This is a genomic window from Clostridium sp., from assembly GCF_051654825.1.
Taxonomy (GTDB): Bacteria; Bacillota; Clostridia; order Clostridiales; family Clostridiaceae; genus Clostridium.
On record NZ_JBOFYU010000115.1, the window covers coordinates 1 to 21,831 of the forward strand.

Sequence of the window (21,831 nt, forward strand, 5' to 3'; positions counted from 1 at the left end):
TTGGTGGCTTACCCGGGAATCGAACCCGGTACACCTTGATTAAAAGTCAAGTGCTCTACCGATTGAGCTAGTAAACCTTAATGGCTGGGATAGCAGGATTTGAACCTACGAATACCGCAGTCAAAGTGCGGTGCCTTACCGCTTGGCGATATGGCTGCATATGGGGTGAACGATGGGACTCGAACCCACGACAACCAGTGCCACAAACTGGCGCTCTACCAACTGAACTACATTCACCATATGGTGCGTGTTAAGAGATTCGAACTCCTGGCCCACGCCTTAGAAGGGCGTTGCTCTATCCAGCTGAGCTAAAGACGCATGTTATTTTTCAAGAACATTAATTATTATATGTTATGTTCACTATTTTGTCAACATATTTTTTTTAATGGAGCGGGTAGTGGGAATCGAACCCACCTTTTCAGCTTGGAAGGCTGGAGTATTACCGATATACGATACCCGCATAATTTAAAAATTGGTCGGGGTGACAGGGATCGAACCTGCGACCTCATGGTCCCAAACCACGCGCGCTCCCATCTGCGCTACACCCCGAAGAGTTTTTGTTGCTGTATCTCTCAGCGACAATGATTATTTTACAGTAATAACATAAATACGTCAACACTTTTTTAAAACTTTTTTAAATTAATTAGAATTCAAGAGATACAGCGAGTTTTTAAAAGATATTGTCGCTTTTAAACTAAACTTCTTGTATATGTGTTTCTATTTTCCCATCCTTATCTATATCAATAAATCCTATACTTTTTCTTTTTCCCATATGAGGTAATGATATACTTCCTGGATTCATCATTACTATTCCATCATGCTTTAATATAGTAGCTAAATGTGAGTGTCCAAAAACAACTATGTCTACTCCTAATTCCTTTGCTCTATAAAACAAAGTATTATATTCCATCTTAACCTTATATAAATGCCCATGACAAATAAGTATTTTTTTACTCTCTACTTCTACAATTCTTTCTATTGGATATTTTTCTGATATATCGCAGTTCCCCCTAACTCCATATATCTTACCTTTAAACTCATTTTCTAGATAAGATAAATCAGTTATACCATCTCCACAATGTAATAAAATATTAGCTTCACTTAAATACTGTCTTATATTATTTATAGAATCTCTACTATTATGTGAATCACTTATAACAGCAATTTTCATTTTTATCCTCCTATAAGAAACTTTGTATTTCTTTCTTGAATTCTTTTAAAGCTACCCCTCTATGAGAAATTACATTCTTTTCTTCTAATGAAGCTTCTCCAAAAGATTTATTTATTGCTGGACAGAAGAACAATGGGTCATATCCAAATCCATCATCTCCATTTATCTCTTCTAAGATATATCCTTCTACATAACCTGTAATTCCTCTATACTTCTTATTTGAATCTATTAATGCTAATTGACAAACAAATCTAGCTTTTCTATCTTCATATCTTACTTCTTTAAGATTTTCTAATAACTTTTTATTATTAGAATTATCATCTCCATGTTCTCCAGCATATCTAGCTGAATAAACTCCAGGTTCACCATTTAAGTAATCTACTTCTAAACCTGAATCATCAGACATAACTATAAAGTTTTCTTCACCTTTGCTTAATAAATACTCGCATATTTCTAAAGCTTTCTTTTTAGCATTTTCTTCAAATGTAACTCCATCTTCAACAACATCTATATCTATACCTTCATCATTTAATGATACTACTTCTAGCTCAACATCTGACAACACTTTTTTTATCTCTTTTATCTTACCCTTATTGTTACTAGCTATTACTAACTTTTTCATATTATTTGCTTTCTCCTGTTCCAATCCATAATGCATCCATCTTTAAAGCATCTTTTTGAATTTGAATCATTTGTTTTATACCTTTTTCAGCTAAATCTAATAACTCATTTAATTCGCTTCTTTTAAATGGTGCTTCTTCACCAGTTCCTTGTATTTCTATAAATTCACCTTCATCAGTTCCTATTACGTTCATATCTACCTTTGCAGTTGAATCCTCTTCATAACATAAATCTATTAACTTTACATCATTTACTATTCCTACACTTGTAGCACTTACAAAGTTTCTTATTGGATACACCTTAAATGGTTTTTCTTTGTGCAATTTATTTACAGCATCAACTAAAGCAACAAAAGCTCCTGTTATTGATGTTGTTCTAGTTCCACCATCAGCTTGAATTACATCACAATCTATCCATATAGTTTTTTCACCTAAAGCCTTTAAATCCATAACTGATCTTAATGCTCTTCCTATAAGTCTTTGTATTTCCATAGTTCTTCCATCAACTTTTAATCTTGCTATATCTCTAGGCTTTCTATTTCCAGTTGATCTTGGTAGCATATTATACTCTGCTGTAATCCATCCTTCACCTTGACCTTTTAAAAATGGTGGTACTCTATCTTCTATTGAAGCTGTACAAATAACTTTAGTATCTCCAACTTCTATTAATACTGACCCTTCAGCATACTTTGTATAATTTCTAGTTATCTTAGTATGTCTTACTTGTTCATTTTTTCGTCCATCTATTCTCATTTTTTTCCTCCAATTATATATAAAATTAAAATTCATGCACTATTTCGTTATTCAACTCATATTATTAAACAAGGATTAATTAAGAGGTGAATAAATTGCGATATATCGGACCATTTTTTAGAATGAATAGCCTATCACAAAAAGAAATTAATGGCCAACTTTTTCATTTATCAAAAGAGGCCATGAGAACTTTAGTTCTTGAATCAAAATGTGGACTAGTTTCTTCAATTAAAAATTATAAGAAAATTTCGTCCTCAATTGATATTACCACAATTAGTAACTTTTCTCCACTACTATGTATGTACAGAAAATCCTCTCCAAACTATATACACAGCAAGAATTCAAACGGATTTGATGAGGATACATTTAAAAAAGATTTAATACCAATTACTAATGCATTAATGACTCTAAATATATTAGAACTATCTGATTACTATAGATGTTTTAAAGATATCGACTCAGGAACATATGCCTTATCAGAAGTTTATAAAAAACTTTCTAAAGATCAATTAGAATTTTATTCTATTAACCTAAGAAACGCAGAAGGTATTTTCATAGAAAAGAAAAATCTTTTAGATAATAGTCATAAAGGATTTAATTTAGTTGATAAAAGCAAAAAATTCAAGTTTTCTGATCAAGCATTTATGATGATTGCTTATTATGTTTATTCAAATAAATTTCCTGAAGATGAACTATCTGAAGACTATAAGAGCTTTTCTTTAGAAATACTTCAAATGTTCTTAGATTTTAAAGAAAAACTATATGAATGTTCCTTTGAAGAAATATGTAAAACATTATTAGCTATTAATATATTTTATCATCACTCTAAAAACGAAGAGAGTAAGTTACTTATTATAGATTTAACAGATTTCTTAGTAAATAAATTCGATGAAAAAGATTATTTTGTAGATTCATTAGATTTTACTTGCTTGTTTGCAATTAACTTATCATTGTCTTACAAACATACTCAAATGATTACTTTTGATGAGAAAGCCAAAGAAGTACTTAATAAATTACATTCATTATATGATGAAGAAAAAGAAATTTTTATAAAACTATCAGGAAAGAAGGATATAAAATATTCCTGCTTTGATATATCATTTTATTTCTTAGCATTCACTATTTTCGCAAATGAATCTAATAGGTATAGTGAGTATAAATCAATGTTATCATCTTTATATAGAAAATATTTTATAAACTCTGGACTAGTTCCAACTTGGCCAGATGCACCTACTCTTGATGACTTTGAAAGATATAGAGGCTTAACTCTTAATTCTTCAGATATGCTAGATGAAAGCTTTTTTAGAATGCCTTCATTTTCAGCTCCAAATAGTATCGGTGTAGCTCCAATATTTAATAAAACTATTTCTTATTCAAAAAAGAAAGATAGCTTCTCTGTTAATACTTCTACATTTGATAGCTATAGAAATATGTTTATATATCAATTATTTATATTTGCCTTTAAAGATGATTTTATGAAAGAACTTAACTTAAATTATAAGGACTTTGAATCCAAAACAATTGATGATGTTCCTTTAACTTCTGATTTATCCGAAGAACGCGAAACTGATTCAATCTTAGTAAGTGATGATATACAATCACCTACAATTACTGAAGTTCCCGTAAGTAATGATATTTCTGATGAATCCATAACAGAGTAAATACAATATTCTAAAGAAAATAAAAGTCGTATATAATTGATTAAATTTAAATAATCAATTTATACGACTTTTATTATTTTTCTAATTTATTAAAATCAATATTACCATTACCGTCTAATTTTATATTTTTAACTTTTTTATCAATTGCTATATTATCATTATAAAAAGCTAATGGTAAAACTTGATATGTATTAAACAAGGTATCTTCCATACTTGTAAATAGGCTTTTTCTATCGGATTCAGTCTTCGCATTTACAAACTTATCTTTATTTTCCTTTGATAAAAACCTAATTATCATATTATAAAAAGATTCTTCACCTTCCATACTATCATTACATTGAAATAAGGCTAAATGATAGTAACTTTCACTTTGAACATTATTCATTTCAGATTTTGGGACAAGATTATATGATAATGTAATATTCGTATTTTCCTTAAACCATGTAGATAAAAATTCACAAAATGATTTGTTTTCGCTTTTTTCTTCAGCTATAATTACTAGTTCATCAATCTTTCCCCACTCTTCACTTGTATTACTCATTACCTTTCTTGTTTGTAACTTTGCTAAATCATTCTTATCTTGTCTAAAGTAACTTCCTTCAGCTAATTCTAAAAACATATTATTTTGTAACTGATATTCTTCTGTTGCATCATTTAAAAATTTATATATTTCCTTTTTGCCCTCTAAAGGTAAGCTTTCACTATTAGGATTAAATGCTAGGTACATAGCCTTGTTTGATTCTACTGTAATTAATTTATTTTCTTCTTTTAATCTTGTTAATTGACTCTTAGGTGGATTAATTACAATATCTCTTCCACCAACCTCAAAAGCTGCCATGGCTAGTTCTTCTCCCTCATCTTGAACTACATGTATAGCCTCAACTAACTTAGGATTTATATTATTGTTTCTTTTAAGAACAATTTCACTAATATCCATAGAACTAATGCTATAATCTCCCGAATAGGTAATACTACTATAATTGTTAGAAATATCTTCCCATAACAAAACATTTTTTCTTAACCTGTATTGTGGTTTACTTAATTCATTTATAAATTCATCATTTTTAGAATTAAGCCTAATTACTACATTATCATCTGTAGTGCTTATTCCTACATTTTCTGTAAAGCTTCCTATTCCATCTCTAAAATCTTTTGCTCCATATACGTTTAATAAAGCTCCTATATTCTCGCTATTTTCTTCTGTTAATATTTCTCTAAAGAAAGTAGAAATATCTTTAGGTGTTATTGCACTACCATCACTCCAAAAAATATCTTTTCTTATTTTGAAATCATATTCTAAGCCATCATCTCTAACTTCAACACTTTCCGCTAAAGAAGGTAATATATTCCCTTCACTATCAAGTTCTACCAATCCTCTGCTAACAGCACAAATAATATCTTGCTCCCTTGTTCCTAATCCACCTATTGATTTTAAATCTCTTGGTATACTTGATATTGAATATGTAAAAACTTCTTTGCTTTCAACAGGTTCTTCTTGAACTATATCTACAAACCCTAATAAAAACACTACTAATAATACTCCTGATATAATTGATAATATTATTCTCTTCATTATAGTATCTCCTTTTAAATCTTATCTTTTTAAATTATATCCATGAATAATTATTAATAATCAATTTAATAATTATTTATATAGATTGTAAGTATTAACATAAAATTCTATAAGTTTATGTTATAATATTTCTATATTTTTCGGGAGGTTTAATAATGGATTTAGCTGTTCAAATAGTTCAAATAGTTTTTTATTGTGTTGCAATATTATTTATGATAATTCTTTCTATAATTTTCATATGGGGATTTGTTATATTTAATAAGATGCATAGAAACCAAAAGGTAAATAATTTATTATTAGATAAAATTAATTATTCTATTTCTAAACTACATGATTCTTCAGTATCTTATAATTCTGATGCAGATACTAGTAATGTTTTAACTTCTAATGATGAAGTAGATTTAAACAACCTGGTAGATAATGATTATAATAATGATACTGAATACTCTAAAGATAATATAATTTCTTTTTAAAGTTAATTAAAAATGGTTACAGTATAAAAGCTGTAACCATTTTTTTATTTAACAAAACTAATCATAAACAATGTAAATATCATAGATATAGTTATACATATTCCAAAATATATATACCTTTCTTTTCCTTTTCTGTATAATAAGAATCTTACTGCCCATAAAAACATTGTAATAGATATTCCTAATTGTAATGTAAAATATGTATCAAAGTTTTTTCCTAAGTACCATAATTGATACGTGGTTAAATACGTACATATAATTATTCCACTTGTAGCTATACTTGATAAGGTACATATAAATGTAAATATATCTTTAAATCTTATCTTTTTCACAACTTTACACCTTTAACATACTTTCAAACTCTTCTTCTGTAAGGACAGCTACACCTAAATCCTTAGCCTTTGTAAGCTTTGATCCAGCTTCCTCACCAGCTATAACATAATCTGTTTTCTTACTTACGCTTCCAGCAACCTTTGCACCTAATCCTTCTAGCTTGCTTTTTATGTCTCCTCTAGAATAATTTTTAAGAGTTCCAGTTACAACAATTGTTTTTCCTTCAAATTGACTTTCAATAATTTCAACTTCTTCAAACTTAGGATTTACTCCTAATTGTAATAGTTCATCTATAGTTTCAATTACTTTTTCATCATTAAAGAATTCAATTACACAATTAGCTACAATATCTCCAACATCTTGTACTTCAACTAGCTCTTCAAATTTAGCATTTTTAAATCCATCTATTGATTTAAATGTATTTACTAAATCCTTTGCTGTTTTTACTCCTACGTTAGGTATTCCTAGAGCATATATAAATCTATATAGTTCACAATCCTTACTTTTCTCTACTGCATCTAAAAGATTTTGAGCCTTTTTAGGTCCAAATTTTTCAAGTGTAAGTAATTGTTCCTTTTCTAATTTATACAATTCAGACATAGATTTTATCTCTAGCTTCTCAAATAATTGCTCAGCAGTTTTTTCTGAAAATCCTTCTATATTCATTGCATTTCTTGATGCAAAATGAACTATTGATTTTACCATTTGTGGCTTACATGATAATGTGTTTTCACAGAAGTAATGAACTCCTTGCTGAACTACATGCCCGCCACAAGCTGGGCATAATTCTGGAACATTAATTTCCGTTGTTCCTTCTAAGCTTTCATTTACCACGCCCATAATTTCAGGTATTACATCATTAGATCTTCTTACAAATACTTCTGCTCCAATTTTTACACCTTTTCTTCTTATATCATCTATATTATTTAAAGTAGCTCTTTTTACTGTAACTCCAGCAAGCTCTACTGGTTCTAATATAGCTGTTGGACCAACTCTTCCACTTCTTCCAACATTCCATTCAACATCTAAAAGCTTTGTAGTTGCCTCTTGTGCCTCAAATTTAAATGCAATAGCCCATTTAGGGAACTTAACAGTATATCCTAGTAACTCCCGTGTTTTAATATCATCTATTGCTACAACTACTCCATCTATATCATAATTTAAATCAAATCTAATATCATTTATATAGTTAATTTCCTTTTCAACTTCATCCATAGTTGTACAGAACTTAACATAGTCATCCATAGGAAGACCTTTATCTTTTATAAATACTAACATTTCTTCATAAGATTTAAATTGTTCTCCTTCTTTAAATCCAATATCATAAAAGAAAGCTGATAAGTTTCTCTTTGCAGTTTCTTTAAGATTTAAATTCCTTAAAGCACCTGCTGCACCATTTCTTAAGTTTTTAAGTGGTGATTCTGCTTCCTTATTATATGCTTCAAAAGCCTCTGAAGTCATAATAGCTTCACCATGAACTTCAAATACATCTTCACATTTTATTTTTAAAGGAACAGATTTAATAGTTTGAACTTGAGCTGTAACCTCTTCTCCTACTTCACCATTACCTCTTGTAGCTGCAGCAACTAATATTCCCTCTTCATCGTAAGTAAGATTTATAGTAAGCCCATCAAATTTCTTAGTAACCACATATCTTAAAGGAGGTAATTCTTCTCCCCTTGAATTCATTTCTGAAACAAACTTTACATTTCTATTATGCCAATCATTTAATTCATTAAATGTTTGTGCCTTATCTAAACTCCAAAGTCTTCCCTTATGAGTATATTTATTAAATCCATCTAGTACTCTATCCCCAACTCTTAATGTAGGTGAATAACTAAGCACATATCCTGTTTCTTTTTCTAACTCTTTTAACTCATCATATTTTTTATCATATTCTTTATCTGATACTGATGGATTATCTAATGAATAGTATTCATATGCATATCTATTTAGTTCTTCTACTAATTCATCTATACGCTTTTTCTTATCCAAATTAACGCCTCTTTTCTATTTAATATAAATTGTTATATTCAATTAAAGCATTTCTAGCTTTGCTAAGGATAACATTAATATTTTTACTCCTTGATTGTCAAAGGCTATAGTTAACTTTTTATCTGAACCAGTATCTAAAACTGAAACTACAGTTCCAACTCCAAACTTCTCATGTTTAACTTTTCTTCCAATACTTACTTCTGATGAATTTGAAGTTCTATTTCCATTCACTCCACTTAATCCCTTTTTATCTTGAGCTATATTACTTCTTAAGCTATGAGGATTATTATATTTTGAGTTTGATGAAAACATTTTATTTCTTGATGATGATCCTAATGATTCACCTGCTACAAATTCTTTTAAGTCAGACTTTATTTCTGATATGAAATCTGATTGAGCATAAGAAACTGTTCTACCAAACTGTCTTCTTACTTCTGCTGATGTCATAAATAAAGTTTCTTTAGCTCTTGTTATACCAACATAGCAAAGTCTTCTTGATTCTTCCATTTCTGATTCTTTTTCAAAGGAAGCATTCCCTGGGAATATTCCATTTTCCATTCCAACCATAAATACAACTGGGAACTCTAATCCCTTTGCACTATGAACAGTCATTAAAACTATAGAATCATCCTCTTCTTCAAGCTTATCAGTATCTTGAACTAATGACACCTTTTCTAAGTAAGCCATTAAGCTCTTATCCTCACTTGTTTTTTCAAAATCTACTGCATCTGATACTAATTCTTTTAAGTTTTCAATTCTACTTTTATCTTCTATTTCTTTTGATTTTTCTAATTCAGCTATATACCCTGTATCCTTTAAGATAGTTTCTATTAATGTTGAAACAGGTAGTGTTTCACTTAATATCATAAAGTTATCCATCATTTCCATGAACACTTCTATTCCTCCACAATTTCTTGCTGTAAGAGTAGGTATATTTCTTACCTCTGATAAAGCATCCCATAATGGCAGTTCATATGAGTCAGCAAAATCTATTACCTTATTTATAGTTGCATCTCCTATTCCCCTTTTAGGAACATTAATTATTCTTCTTAAACTTACAGTATCTGAAGGGTTTATAAGTGCCTTTAAATAACAAAGCATATCCTTTATTTCTTTTCTATCATAGAATCTAGTTCCACCTAATATTTTATAAGGTATTGCTTTTCTTCTTAAACTTTCTTCAAATATACGAGACTGGGCATTTGTTCTGTAAAGTATAGCAAAATCCTTAAATAATTTGTTTTCTTCACTTTTTATTTTAGATATTTGAGTAGCTACAAAATCTCCCTCATCACTATCAGAATAAGCTCTATAAACCTTAATTTTGCTTCCTGCCTCTTGCTCAGTTCTTAAAGCCTTATCCTTTCTATTTGAATTATTAACTATAACAACATTTGCTGCATTTAATATATTTCCTTTAGAACGATAATTTTGCTCTAGCTTTATCACCTTTGCATTTGGATAATCCTTTTCAAAACCTAATATATTAGTAATATCTGCGCCTCTCCATTGATATATACATTGGTCATCATCACCAACTACACATATGTTTTTATACTTTTCTGCTAATAATCTTATAAATTCATATTGAACTCCATTAGTATCTTGATACTCATCTACCATAATATATTGGAACTTTCTTTGATAAAACTCTAATGTTTCCTTATCCTTTTTAAATAATTCAACGGTTTTAGAAATTAAATCATCAAAATCTAAAGCATTATTTTCTTTTAATCTCTTTTGATACATAGAATAAACATCAGCTATTTTCTTTTCTCTGAAATTTGACTCATGTTCCCTCATAAAGCTTTCAGGGCTTTGCATTCTGTCCTTAGCTTTACTTATTTTGCTTATTATCTCTTGTTCTGTTATATCTTTATCATTTATTCCTAAATACTTCATACATTCTTTTACTAATGTTTTTTGATCAGATGTATCATATATAGTAAAGCTTTTTTTATATCCTAATTTTTCTATTTCTCTTCTTAAAATTCTTACACAAGTTGAATGGAATGTTGATATCCACATATCATTTGCTCTGTCCCCTATTAAAGCTGAAACTCTTTCTCTCATTTCCTTAGCAGCCTTGTTTGTAAAGGTAATGGCTAATATCTTATATGGAAGTATTCCTAAATCATCTATCATATGCGCCATTCTATGTGTTAAAACTCTAGTTTTTCCTGAACCAGCTCCAGCAAGAATTAAAACTTGCCCTTCTATAGTCGTAGCACCTTCATATTGCTCTTTGTTAAGTAACGCTTTTAAATCCATGTTTACAGACTCCTTTCATATTACTAACATTATAACATAATAAATTACATACTTTATTTATTCTTGCCAAAAGATTATAATTTAAAATTCTCAAAACCTAATGAAATAAAGAAAAGTAGTAGAGTCAATATCTAAACCTACCACTTTTTAAGTACATACTTATTACTGTTTTATAATTATATTATATGTAATGAAATTTTAGTTTCATTTTTATTTTTTTCTGATATTTTTATTTCATTTTCTTTAATTATTTATTACGTCTTTGCAAAGCTATAATACTTATATATTTACACCAAAGAATCTATAAATATATTTTTTGGTATCGTTTCCTTTTTATATGTTTCTTTTAATTTTTAGCAACAAAAAAACGCAACCCTTGGGGCCAGGTTGCGCCTTAGCAATAAGCAATAAATAAAAAGGGGGCTATTTAATCCTTTTATTTATCCTTGCACAATTATTATATTCTATCTTTTTTTAAAATGCAAGATATTTTGTACATTTTATTGTACAAGCATTTATTTATGAATTTTTTAACTTCATTTTTTGATATTATTCGTTAAAAACCTTTTAAAATAGCTACTTCCTCTTCTGTCAATTCTCTATATTCGCCTTCTTCTAAGTCCTCATCTAATGGTAATGTTCCAAACTCTATTCTTTGTAAATAAACTACCTTCTTATCTACTGATTCAAACATTCTCTTAACTTGATGATATTTTCCTTCTTGTATAGTTACTAAAACTTCTGATCCTTCTTCGCTTGAATTTAATATCTCCAACTTAGCTTCTTTACATGTATAACCATCATCTAAAGTTACTCCATTCTTGAAAACTTTTATATCATTTTCAGTTACTTTTTTATCTATCTTAGCAAAATAAACCTTATCTACCTTCCATTTTGGTGATATCAATCTGTGATTTAAGTCTCCATCATTTGTAAGTAATAATAAACCTACAGTATCCTTATCTAATCTTCCTACTGGAAATGGTTCAAATACTTGATGTTCTACTTCTAATAAATCAATAACTGTTTCATCTCTACTATCAAAAGTAGCTGAAACTACACCATCAGGCTTATTCATCATTAAATATATGTACTTTCTATAAAAAATCTCTTCTCCATTAATACTTATCTTATCCACTTCTGGATTTACTTGCATTCCATTATCCTTTACTACAACTCCATTAACCTTTATTAATCCTTTTTTTGCAACCTGTTTTATTTCTTTTCTAGTTCCATAACCTAAATTAGATAAGACTTTATCCAATCTTTCCATTTAAACACCTCATTATTTTTCTTTTCGTTTATATTTTCTTTAATTAATCATATTTTATAATCAAAAAAGAAAAAGTGCAATTAAAGTTGCACTTTTAAATTTCATAAATAATTAAATTTCAAATTCTATACTAGTGTAATCTTCGTAGTTATGCTTTCTATGATAGCTTTTACTTAACACTAAAACCCTATACTTTCCTTTTGAAAATGGCATAAAAGTATAATAATTCTTCCTACTATATTCTTGAACTTTTGTCCAATTCCCCTTTTCCATAATGAAGAACTCATAGCAAACTTCTTTTCCTCCTTCGCTACTCGCTTCAAAAGTTATTTCTTCATTAATCTTTAATTCATCTTCTAATATTTTTATTCTAGTATTAGTAACTGCAACCGCCTCTTGAACATATAAAGATAATTCTTTTTTACAGTCATAATCTTCTTTACACTTTATATTTTTAGCGTATATTTCAAAAGAATATTTTCCTGGACACTTTGGACGTATTCTTAACTTTCTGCTGTCTATATATCCAGTATCCTCCACTTCATGTCCATTTATTTTAGTGATATATCTATATACTACATTTTTTGAATTCTGTATTATAGATTCAATTTCAACCATATCTCCAACTAAATATGTTTCTTTAGATGAAAATAATACATAATCTATTTCGGCTTCCGCATATTCTTTTACTTTAAAATACACAAAACTATGGCTATCAAACTCTTTAGAAGAATATCTATCTACAACTCTAACTTCAATTTCATATTCTCCAACCTCTTCTGGAATAAAATTAGTCCAATTGCTATATCCATAATCTATTCTTTCTTTTTCTTTGCCATTTTTATAAACTAAAAATTCATATCGTAAATCAGTTCCACCTTCTGCCTTTACTTTAATATTTATTATATCCCCAATAACACATTTTCTTTTTTTATTAGTTATTACATCAATTATTTTTACAGGTTTATCACATTTCTTTTCTATTTTGAACTTTAAAGTTTGAACATCTTCATATTCATCTTCACAACTAATATCCTTTACTTGTAATGTTATTACATATTCACCCTGCGCCTTAGGCTCCCATTCAAAATAGTTATTTCTAATAAACCCTGTATCTTCTGCAATAGTTCCTTCAATTATATATCTATATACGATTTCATTTCCACCCTCAACAACTGCATTTAAATTTATTTTTGTATTTATTAGTTGTGGAGAGTTCATATCTGCTGAAAATTTCTTTATACTTATATCCTTATATGGCTTTACTTCATATAATATTAATGCTCTATCGTCATAATCTTTGCTAGAAAACATATCTCTTACTAAACATAAAAGTTTATACTGACCTTTTTCCTTTTCAATAAAAGTAACTGTATTTCTCGTTGAATATTCTTGAAGGCACGATACTTTTCCTGTTTTATCTATTTTTAAAAATTTATAAAGAATATCTCTTCCTTCTTTAGCATTACACTCTACAGTAAAACTTAAATCTTTTCCTATCAATATATCCTCTGTAGAACATTGGAAATCTATAATTTCTACTGATAAATTATCCTCTACATTAAATTTAACTGTAGCAAACTCATCTACATTATTATCGGAATCCGGCTTTTTGCACTCAACTAATATTTCATAGCTTCCTGAATCCACTGCTGTATATATTAACTTATTTTCTGTACTGTAATCTTTTAAAGGTTCCCAACCTTGCTTTCCGCTTATCCAAAATCTATATAATACTAGTTCATCCGTTATTACTTCTATAGATAGCTTTTCCCCTATTGCTAATAATGTTTTATCTAAAATCACATCATTTATCAATTTATCACATTCTTCCTCTTCTATTTCATACTCAACTTTTCCTAAATAATCAAATGGCTTTTTAGAATTTTTATTCTTTGCTTGAACCATTATCATATATTTTTTACTTCCTTTAGGCTTCCATCTGCACATGTTTTTTGTAGAAAAATCCTGTATAGGGCTCCATAACCCATCAGTTCCTTCTAAGAACTTGTATTCTAAATCATTTGTATTTTCTATTTCATCTTTTTCAACTTCAGTTATTGCTTTTATATTAATCTCACCATTTAAAATTTCTTTGGATTCTTTGTCAAATGTTATTAATATTTCTCCCATACATTCACCCTCTTACTTTATACCTACCCACAATTCTCATTTTTTTCCTATTTATATTATACATTTTACATATTGAAATACAAACTGAATTTTGTCGTAGAAATAAAAAAAGAGAAAGAAACTATAATTTATAATTCTACAGTTTATTCCCTTATGTTACACTCAATAACCTTTATTAAATTATTCTCTAACCTATTATCATCTTCTTTAGTTCTTTTTTTAGGATTAGACGTTCTTCCTCCAGCTCTTCTTATCTTTTGAGATAAATGTCTTTCTTCAAGCATTCTATCTATATTTTCCTCAGTATACAAGTACCCCTTCGGATTTATTACAAACGCCCCTTTTCCCAAGCAAATAGCTGCCACTCCGTAATCTTGACTAATTACAACATCTTTTTTCTTAGTACAGTTAACAACATACATATCAACACTTTGAAATCCACTATCTACTACTTTTACTTCACCATAATCTAGCATTATATAATGATGAATATCACAAAATACAATTAACTCTAATGAATACTTCTTTGCTATATTTTCAATAATGGAGATACCTGGGCAGGCATCTCCATCTACAATAATTCTCATTATTTTAACTTGCTTTCTAATTCAGCTTTTAATTCTTCAAATCCAGGCTTTCCAAGTAATGCAAACATATTTTTCTTGTATGCTTCAACTCCTGGTTGATCAAATGGATTTACACCTAGTAAGTATCCACTTATAGCACATGCTTTTTCAAAGAAGTAAACCATATATCCAAAGTAATATGGGCTCATTTCTGGAATATTTAATACCATGTTTGGTACTCCACCATCATTATGAGCTAATAAAGTTCCCTTAAATGCTTGCTTATTAACGAAATCTATTGTTTTTCCTGATAAGAAGTTTAATCCATCTAAATCTCCTGCAGCTTCTTCAATAGTCATTTCTTTTCTAGCTTTCTCTACATTAAGTACAGTTTCAAACATTATTCTTGAACCTTCTTGAATAAATTGTCCCATTGAATGTAAATCTGTTGAGAAATCAACAGCTGCTGGGAATATTCCCTTTTGGTCTTTTCCTTCTGATTCTCCAAATAATTGTTTCCACCATTCATTGAAGTAATGTAATCCTGGTTCATAGTTTACTAATATTTCAACATTTTTTCCTTTATTGTATAAAGCATTTCTCATTGCTGCATACTTATAACAATCATTGTTTTTAAAGTCATCTGTTGCATAAGCTTCTCTTGCATCAGCAGCACCTTGCATCATTTCATCAATACTTATTCCTGCTACTGCTATTGGTAATAATCCTACTGCAGTTAAAACTGAGAATCTTCCACCAACATCATCTGGAATAGCAAATGTTTCATATCCCATTTCGTTTGAAAGTGACTTTAATGCACCTCTGCTCTTATCAGTTGTAGCAAATATTCTTTCCTTTGCACCTTCAACTCCATATTTGTTTTCCATATATTCTTTAAATACTCTAAATGCTATAGCAGGTTCAGTAGTTGTACCTGACTTTGATATAACATTAACACTAATATCCATTCCTTCTATAGCTTCTAATAAATCAGCTAAGTATGTTGAACTTATATTATTTCCTACAAAGAATACTGCTGGAGTATTTCTCTTTTTATTTCCTAAAACATTGTAGAAATTACTATTTAGCATTTCTATTGCAGCTCTTGGCCCTAAGTAAGAACCACCAATACCAATAACTATTAATGCTTCTGAATTTCCTTTTATCTTTTCAGCAGCTTGCTTTATTCTGTCAAATTCATTTTTATCGTAATTAACAGGTAGGTCTAACCACCCTAAGAAGTCATTACCTGCTCCAGTTTTCTCATGAAGTACATTATGTGCACTTTTCACCATAGCTTCCATATAGTCTAATTCATTTAATTTTGCGTATGGTTCTACTTTAGATAAGTCTAATCTTAAACCTTTATTCATGTTACTACCTCCATATCTTTCTGGAATTTTACTAAATATTTTTACCTCATTTATTATAGCATATTTTGGTTAATTTTTTCACTTTTTTATATTTATTAATTAATAAATATAAACCACATTATTTTATATTTTTTACTATGACTCTTATATATATTCATTATTCTAATCAAATAAAAAAACTCCCTAAGGAGCTTTTACTAATTATTATATATAGATAAATCTTGTCCCCATTTACTTCTTAAATACTCTCTAGCTTTACAAATATCATCATCATGCTCCTTTCTTGTTGTTCTTGATGGACCAAAATAATGAGCAACATGAGCTTTTGCACTTATAGCCATCTTATATCCAGATGTTATAAATTTTAATGATAAATCTACATCCTCACAAAAATTTTTAAAGGTTTCATCTAGAAAATCTACCTTTTCTAGCGCTTCTCTCCTAGTAATAAAACAACAACCTCCAATAAGTTTAACATACTCATCTTCATCAATTTTATGTTTAGTTATAACCATATCTCTATCGGTACCATATTCAAAAACAGCATGGCAATAATATAAATTATTATCTTCTCCTACTGATAAAACATTTGGAGCTACCGCTGCAATATCCCTATCGCTTTCTAAAGTCTCCATCATGTCATCTAACCATGAATTAAAACATATAGTATCATCATTTAAAGATCCTAAGTATTCTAAATATGGATATTTTGAAATTAAATCTCTCCATCCGGCATTATTACTTCCTGCATAACATCTATTTTTCGGTAAGTTAAGTACATACATATTCTCTGGTAATTCCATTAACTCTAAATATTCTTTTACATCTGGCACCCCATCATTAACAATACAATATACAACTTTAGTATTTGATGGATTTGAACTTAGTCTCTCTATTGTTCCCCCAATAAATTGGGTTAAATATACTGGAATAACCATTCCAACTTTATACATATTCACTTATCATCCTCCAAGTTTTTAATCTCTCAATTTTAATATATTATTAATTAATTCTTATATTTCCTTTTTATAAAATTATTATATATTTTTTATTTTCTTATGTGACTATATCCTTTTTCACCATGCATGGATATATCTAATCCTATTAATTCTTCCTCCTCAGTAGCTCTAATCTTTGTAAACCTATTTATTACTTTTAATATTACAAATGTCATAATAGCTGAATAAAGGCAAACTGATATAACTCCTATAATTTGAACTACTAAAAGCTTAGCATTTCCATATATTAATCCATTAGTAGCAACTGGATTTACTGCACTTGATGCAAATATACCAGTTGCTATAGCACCCCAAATGCCTCCTATTCCGTGACAACCAAATGCATCTAAAGCATCATCATACCCAATTTTTTTCTTTATTATATTTACTGTAAAGAAACATAAACTTCCGCCTATAGCACCAATAATTAATGATTCAATAACACCTACATATCCAGCCGATGGTGTTATTGCTACTAAACCAGCTACTGCTCCACAAACAAATCCTAATACTGATGGTTTTCCTTTTACCTTCCATTCAGTAAACATCCAGGCTAAAGATGCTGCCGCCGCTGATGTATTAGTTGTTAAAAAGGCATTTATTGCTACATCATTTGCAGCTAATGCACTTCCTGCATTAAATCCAAACCATCCAAACCAAAGTATTCCTGCCCCTAAAATAGTCAATGGTATATTATGTGGTTCTGCTGAATTCATATCTTTTCTTTTTCCTAATACTAATGCAACTACAAGTGCTGATACTCCTGAACTTAAATGAACTACACTTCCTCCTGCAAAATCTAATGCACCTAATTCCTTTAACCATCCTCCAGTTCCCCAAACCCAATGAGCTATAGGGTCATATACAAAAGTTGCCCATACCAAAACAAATATTAAAAATGCAGGAAATCTCATTCTTTCTGCATATGCTCCAGATATTAATGCTGGAGTAATAATTGCAAACTTTAATTGAAACAACATAAATAACTGATGTGGTATAGTTGCTGCATAATCAGGATTTGGCTGAAATCCAACTCCATTTAATAAAAAATATTTAAAATCACCTATTATTCCACCTACATCTGACCCAAAACATAATGTATAGCCTATAAAAATCCATTGTATAGAAATTATTGCTATAGCTGCATAACTGTGTATTGTAGTACTTAATACATTTTTCTTTCTTACCATTCCACTATAAAACAATGCTAATCCAGGTGTCATAAGCATTACTAAAGTAGTAGCAAATATTAAAAATACAGTATCACTCCCATTAATATTCATCTTTTTTACACCTCACCAAAATTAATCTCTACATCATTCTTTTATAGTATGAAATTTCTTGAATTATGATAAATTTTTTTATTATTTTAAATAATTTCTAAAAATAAAAAGGTAGATATAATATAAATGTATTAAATACACCTATTCATATCTACCTTTAAAAAATCTTATTTTACAATTTTAATTTATTTTATTCCCATTCAATAGTTGCTGGCGGTTTTGAAGTTACATCGTAAACTATTCTATTAACACCTTTAACTTCATTTACTATTCTTCTTGATACTAAATCTATTAATTCATATGGTAATCTTGCCCATTCTGAAGTCATAGCATCACTTGAAGTTACTGCTCTTAAAGCTATTGTGTGGCTATAAGTTCTTTCATCTCCCATAACTCCAACTGATTTTATGTTTGGAAGACAAGCAAAGTATTGCCATATAGTTTCATCTAATTCTGCATTAGCTATTTCTTCTCTAAATATAGCATCTGCTTCTCTAACTATTTCTAGTTTTTCATCAGTGATTTCTCCAAGAACTCTAATAGCTAATCCTGGTCCTGGGAAAGGTTGTCTCCACACTAATTTGTGAGGGATTCCTAACTCTTCTCCTACAGCTCTAACTTCATCCTTGAATAATTCTCTTAATGGTTCTATTAATCCAAACTTCATGTCCTCTGGAAGTCCTCCAACATTGTGGTGAGACTTAATTGTAGCTGAAGTTTCAGTTCCACTTTCAACTATATCTGGATAAATTGTTCCTTGAACTAAGTAGTCTATTTGACCTATTTTGTTAGCTTCTTCTTCAAATACTCTGATGAATTCTTCACCTATTATTTTTCTCTTAGTTTCTGGATCTGATACACCTTTAAGTTTTCCTAAGAATCTATCAGCAGCATTAACTCTGATAATATTCATATCGAATTCTTTCTTGAATACTCTTTCTACAGTATCCCCTTCATCTTTTCTTAATAGACCGTGGTCTACAAATATACAAGTTAAGTTGTGTCCAATAGCCTTATGTACCATCATAGCAGCAACTGATGAATCAACTCCACCTGATAAAGCACAAAGTACTTTTTTATCTCCAACTAATTCTTTTATTTCACTTATTTTTTCTTCTGCAAATGAAGCCATTGTCCATTGATTTCCAAGTCCACATATTTCATGTAAGAAGTTTGAAAGCATTTTTTGTCCAAATGGAGTATGTTCAACTTCTGGGTGGAATTGAACTCCATAAAGATTTCTTTCTTCATTTTCCATAGCCGCTATTGGGCATACATCTGTATGACCTATTATTTTAAATCCAGCTGGTGCTTCTGCAACATAATCAGTGTGGCTCATCCAACAAATTTCTTCAGTTTCAATACCATTAAATAATCTTGAAGAATTATCTAATTTAACATGAGTTTTTCCGTATTCTCTAACTGGAGCAGTTTCAACCTTACCTCCAAGCATATGAGCCATTAATTGGTCTCCATAACATATTCCTAATACAGGAACTCCTAATTCAAATATACCTTCAGCTACCTTAGGTGTATTTTCTCCGTAAACACTGTTTGGTCCACCTGTAAATATTATTCCTGATGGATTTTTTGCTTTTATTTTTTCAATAGTATATGTATAAGGTATTATTTCGCAATAAACTCCACATTCTCTTACTCTTCTTGCTATTAATTGGTTATATTGACCACCAAAGTCAACTACTAAAACTAATTCTTTTTTCATGAGCTTCCTCCAATTGCATTATTTTAATTATATTATCCAATATAATTACCGAAAATTCAATATTTTTCGTCTTTTTTTGTTCGTATTCGTCTTTATATTTTCTTATAGTAGCAAATAATCATATGATAAATATAAATTACTTGCCACTATACTAAATCCCTATTAATTATTTAACGCTATAGTTTGGTGCTTCTTTTGTAATGTTTATATCATGAGGGTGTGACTCTCTTATTCCTGATGATGTTTGAACTACAAATCCTGCAGTTTCATATAATTTATCTAAAGTAGATGCCCCAAGGTAACCCATTCCTGATCTAATTCCACCAATTAATTGGTATATAGTATCTGTAACTGATCCCTTATATGCAACTCTTCCTTCAACACCTTCTGGTACAAACTTCTTAGTTCCGTTTTGGAAGTATCTATCACTTGATCCTTTTTCCATAGCTCCAAGTGATCCCATTCCTCTGTAAACTTTGTAGCTTCTTCCTTGGTATATTTCCATTTCCCCTGGTGCTTCTTCACAACCAGCAAACATTGAACCCATCATAGCTACAGCAGCTCCTCCTGCTAATGCTTTAACTATATCTCCTGAGTATTTTAATCCACCATCAGCTATTACAGGAACTCCGTATTTCTTTCCTTCTTCTGCACAATCCATAACTGCTGTTAATTGAGGAACTCCAACACCTGCAACTACTCTTGTAGTACAAATTGATCCTGGTCCTATACCAACTTTAACACAATCTGCTCCTGCTTCTATTAAATCTCTTGTAGCTTCTGCAGTTGCAATGTTTCCAGCTATTATTTGAAGATCTGGATATTTAGCCTTTATTGTTCTAACTCCATCCATAACACCTTTTGAATGTCCATGAGCTGTATCTAAAGTTATTACATCAACGTTAGCTTTAACTAAAGCATCAACTCTTTCCATCATATCTTTAGTTATACCAACTGATGCTCCACATAATAATCTACCCTTTTCATCTTTTGCTGCATTTGGATAAGCCTTTGCTTTTTCTATATCTTTAATAGTTATAAGACCTTTTAAGTTGTTTTCATCATCAACTAAAGGTAACTTTTCTATTTTGTGCTTCTTTAATATTTCTAATGCTTGTTCTAAAGTAGTTCCTTCCTTTGAAGTTACTAATGGGCTCTTAGTCATTACTTCTGAAACTAACTTATCGTAATTTGTTTCAAATACGATGTCTCTATTAGTAATTATTCCAACTAACTGTTCTCCTCTTGTTACAGGAACTCCTGAAATTCTATATTGAGCCATTAATTCTAATGCTTCTCTTACAGTATGGTTTTCTGCTAAGAATATTGGATCTGTTATTATTCCATTTTCTTGCCTTTTTACTCTATCAACTTCTTTAGCTTGTTCTTCTATAGTCATGTTTTTGTGGATTATTCCTATTCCACCTTCTCTTGCCATAGCAATAGCCATCTTTGATTCAGTAACAGTATCCATACTTGCACTCATTAAAGGGATATTTAAAGTTATTTTCTTTGTTAACTGAGTTTTTAAACTTACCTCGTGTGGTAGTATTTCTGATTTGTTAGGTACTAATAATACATCATCAAATGTATACGCAGTTTTAATTATTTTAGCCATATCTTTTTTCCTCC

17 protein-coding genes and 5 tRNA genes are annotated in these 21,831 nt (G+C 29.6%); 2 read left to right on the forward strand and 20 right to left on the reverse strand.

The window, feature by feature from the left end; all coding sequences use genetic code 11:
* Nucleotide 1: 1 nt before the first annotated feature.
* From ACRDBA_RS06960 to rph, 8 genes are all read right to left on the reverse strand, one after another.
* Nucleotides 2-77 (reverse strand) — tRNA-Lys (locus tag ACRDBA_RS06960).
* An 84-nt stretch (nt 78-161) separates the two neighbouring features.
* Nucleotides 162-237 (reverse strand) — tRNA-His (locus ACRDBA_RS06965).
* Nucleotides 238-241: 4 nt separating this feature from the next.
* Nucleotides 242-318 (reverse strand) — tRNA-Arg (locus tag ACRDBA_RS06970).
* Nucleotides 319-386: 68 nt separating this feature from the next.
* Nucleotides 387-460, reverse strand: a tRNA-Gly gene (locus ACRDBA_RS06975).
* A gap of 13 nt (nt 461-473) precedes the next feature.
* Nucleotides 474-549, reverse strand: a tRNA-Pro gene (locus ACRDBA_RS06980).
* Nucleotides 550-694: 145 nt separating this feature from the next.
* The gene (locus ACRDBA_RS06985; protein ID WP_438572206.1) at nt 695-1,171 is read right to left on the reverse strand and encodes a metallophosphoesterase; all 477 of its coding nucleotides are present in this window, start codon (nt 1,169-1,171) and stop codon (nt 695-697) included.
* Between the two features lie 10 nt (nt 1,172-1,181).
* A complete protein-coding gene (locus ACRDBA_RS06990; RefSeq protein WP_438572207.1) occupies nt 1,182-1,793 on the reverse strand; it encodes an XTP/dITP diphosphatase in 612 nt (203 codons plus the stop codon).
* 1 nt (nt 1,794) lies between these two features.
* Nucleotides 1,795-2,544, reverse strand: a complete 750-nt coding sequence (gene rph, locus ACRDBA_RS06995; protein ID WP_438572208.1) for a ribonuclease PH — start codon at nt 2,542-2,544, stop codon at nt 1,795-1,797.
* 95 nt (nt 2,545-2,639) lie between these two features.
* On the opposite strand from rph, the gene ACRDBA_RS07000 reads away from it, so the two are divergent.
* Entirely contained in the window at nt 2,640-4,205 is a 1,566-nt protein-coding gene (locus tag ACRDBA_RS07000; RefSeq protein ID WP_438572209.1) for a hypothetical protein, read from the forward strand.
* Nucleotides 4,206-4,278: 73 nt separating this feature from the next.
* Here ACRDBA_RS07000 and ACRDBA_RS07005 read toward each other — a convergent pair whose 3' ends face one another.
* Entirely contained in the window at nt 4,279-5,778 is a 1,500-nt protein-coding gene (locus tag ACRDBA_RS07005) for an ABC transporter substrate-binding protein (protein WP_438572210.1), read from the reverse strand.
* A gap of 155 nt (nt 5,779-5,933) precedes the next feature.
* Between ACRDBA_RS07005 and ACRDBA_RS07010 the strand changes: the two genes are divergently transcribed.
* Nucleotides 5,934-6,251, forward strand: coding sequence for a hypothetical protein (locus ACRDBA_RS07010; RefSeq protein ID WP_438572211.1), 318 nt, complete (start codon nt 5,934-5,936; stop codon nt 6,249-6,251).
* 44 nt (nt 6,252-6,295) lie between these two features.
* Here the strand turns inward: ACRDBA_RS07010 and ACRDBA_RS07015 are convergent, their stop codons facing one another.
* The 11 genes from ACRDBA_RS07015 to guaB form a co-directional block, all read right to left on the reverse strand.
* On the reverse strand, nt 6,296-6,583 hold the full coding sequence (locus tag ACRDBA_RS07015; RefSeq protein ID WP_438572212.1) for a hypothetical protein: 288 nt from the start codon (nt 6,581-6,583) through the stop codon (nt 6,296-6,298).
* A gap of 4 nt (nt 6,584-6,587) precedes the next feature.
* Entirely contained in the window at nt 6,588-8,579 is a 1,992-nt protein-coding gene (gene ligA / locus ACRDBA_RS07020) for an NAD-dependent DNA ligase LigA (RefSeq protein WP_438572213.1), read from the reverse strand.
* A gap of 42 nt (nt 8,580-8,621) precedes the next feature.
* Nucleotides 8,622-10,850 carry a DNA helicase PcrA gene (pcrA, locus tag ACRDBA_RS07025; RefSeq protein ID WP_438572214.1) on the reverse strand — a complete coding sequence of 743 codons (2,229 nt, stop codon included), beginning with the start codon at nt 10,848-10,850 and terminating at the stop codon, nt 8,622-8,624.
* A 556-nt stretch (nt 10,851-11,406) separates the two neighbouring features.
* Nucleotides 11,407-12,123 carry a pseudouridine synthase gene (locus ACRDBA_RS07030; RefSeq protein WP_438572215.1) on the reverse strand — a complete coding sequence of 239 codons (717 nt, stop codon included), beginning with the start codon at nt 12,121-12,123 and terminating at the stop codon, nt 11,407-11,409.
* Nucleotides 12,124-12,234: 111 nt separating this feature from the next.
* Nucleotides 12,235-14,256, reverse strand: a complete 2,022-nt coding sequence (locus ACRDBA_RS07035) for a triple tyrosine motif-containing protein (RefSeq protein WP_438572216.1) — start codon at nt 14,254-14,256, stop codon at nt 12,235-12,237.
* 143 nt (nt 14,257-14,399) lie between these two features.
* Nucleotides 14,400-14,843: a YaiI/YqxD family protein gene (locus tag ACRDBA_RS07040; RefSeq protein ID WP_438572217.1), complete on the reverse strand. Its 444-nt coding sequence runs from the start codon at nt 14,841-14,843 to the stop codon at nt 14,400-14,402.
* A complete protein-coding gene (locus ACRDBA_RS07045) occupies nt 14,843-16,195 on the reverse strand; it encodes a glucose-6-phosphate isomerase (protein ID WP_438572218.1) in 1,353 nt (450 codons plus the stop codon). Before ACRDBA_RS07045 ends, ACRDBA_RS07040 begins: the two co-directional genes overlap by 1 nt.
* Before the next feature lie 197 nt (nt 16,196-16,392).
* Nucleotides 16,393-17,148: a glycosyltransferase gene (locus tag ACRDBA_RS07050; RefSeq protein WP_438572229.1), complete on the reverse strand. Its 756-nt coding sequence runs from the start codon at nt 17,146-17,148 to the stop codon at nt 16,393-16,395.
* 95 nt (nt 17,149-17,243) lie between these two features.
* Nucleotides 17,244-18,476 carry an ammonium transporter gene (locus ACRDBA_RS07055; RefSeq protein ID WP_438572219.1) on the reverse strand — a complete coding sequence of 411 codons (1,233 nt, stop codon included), beginning with the start codon at nt 18,474-18,476 and terminating at the stop codon, nt 17,244-17,246.
* A 190-nt stretch (nt 18,477-18,666) separates the two neighbouring features.
* Complete coding sequence (guaA, locus tag ACRDBA_RS07060) at nt 18,667-20,199, reverse strand: glutamine-hydrolyzing GMP synthase (RefSeq protein ID WP_438572220.1); 1,533 nt, start codon at nt 20,197-20,199, stop codon at nt 18,667-18,669.
* Nucleotides 20,200-20,365: 166 nt separating this feature from the next.
* Entirely contained in the window at nt 20,366-21,817 is a 1,452-nt protein-coding gene (guaB, locus tag ACRDBA_RS07065) for an IMP dehydrogenase (RefSeq protein WP_438572221.1), read from the reverse strand.
* Between the last annotated feature and the right edge of the window lie 14 nt (nt 21,818-21,831).

Coding starts and splice junctions, on each gene's coding strand:
- ACRDBA_RS07010 (WP_438572211.1), top strand. CDS start 5,934: ATGGATTTAGCTGTTCAAATAGTTCAAATAGTTTTTTATTGTGTTGCA.
- ACRDBA_RS07045 (WP_438572218.1), bottom strand. CDS start 16,195: ATGAATAAAGGTTTAAGATTAGACTTATCTAAAGTAGAACCATACGCA.
- ACRDBA_RS06985 (WP_438572206.1), bottom strand. CDS start 1,171: ATGAAAATTGCTGTTATAAGTGATTCACATAATAGTAGAGATTCTATA.
- ACRDBA_RS06990 (WP_438572207.1), bottom strand. CDS start 1,793: ATGAAAAAGTTAGTAATAGCTAGTAACAATAAGGGTAAGATAAAAGAG.
- ACRDBA_RS07040 (WP_438572217.1), bottom strand. CDS start 14,843: ATGAGAATTATTGTAGATGGAGATGCCTGCCCAGGTATCTCCATTATT.
- ACRDBA_RS07050 (WP_438572229.1), bottom strand. CDS start 17,148: ATGTATAAAGTTGGAATGGTTATTCCAGTATATTTAACCCAATTTATT.
- guaB (WP_438572221.1), bottom strand. CDS start 21,817: ATGGCTAAAATAATTAAAACTGCGTATACATTTGATGATGTATTATTA.
- ACRDBA_RS07005 (WP_438572210.1), bottom strand. CDS start 5,778: ATGAAGAGAATAATATTATCAATTATATCAGGAGTATTATTAGTAGTG.
- ACRDBA_RS07035 (WP_438572216.1), bottom strand. CDS start 14,256: ATGGGAGAAATATTAATAACATTTGACAAAGAATCCAAAGAAATTTTA.
- pcrA (WP_438572214.1), bottom strand. CDS start 10,850: ATGGATTTAAAAGCGTTACTTAACAAAGAGCAATATGAAGGTGCTACG.
- guaA (WP_438572220.1), bottom strand. CDS start 20,199: ATGAAAAAAGAATTAGTTTTAGTAGTTGACTTTGGTGGTCAATATAAC.
- ACRDBA_RS07030 (WP_438572215.1), bottom strand. CDS start 12,123: ATGGAAAGATTGGATAAAGTCTTATCTAATTTAGGTTATGGAACTAGA.
- ACRDBA_RS07055 (WP_438572219.1), bottom strand. CDS start 18,476: ATGAATATTAATGGGAGTGATACTGTATTTTTAATATTTGCTACTACT.
- rph (WP_438572208.1), bottom strand. CDS start 2,544: ATGAGAATAGATGGACGAAAAAATGAACAAGTAAGACATACTAAGATA.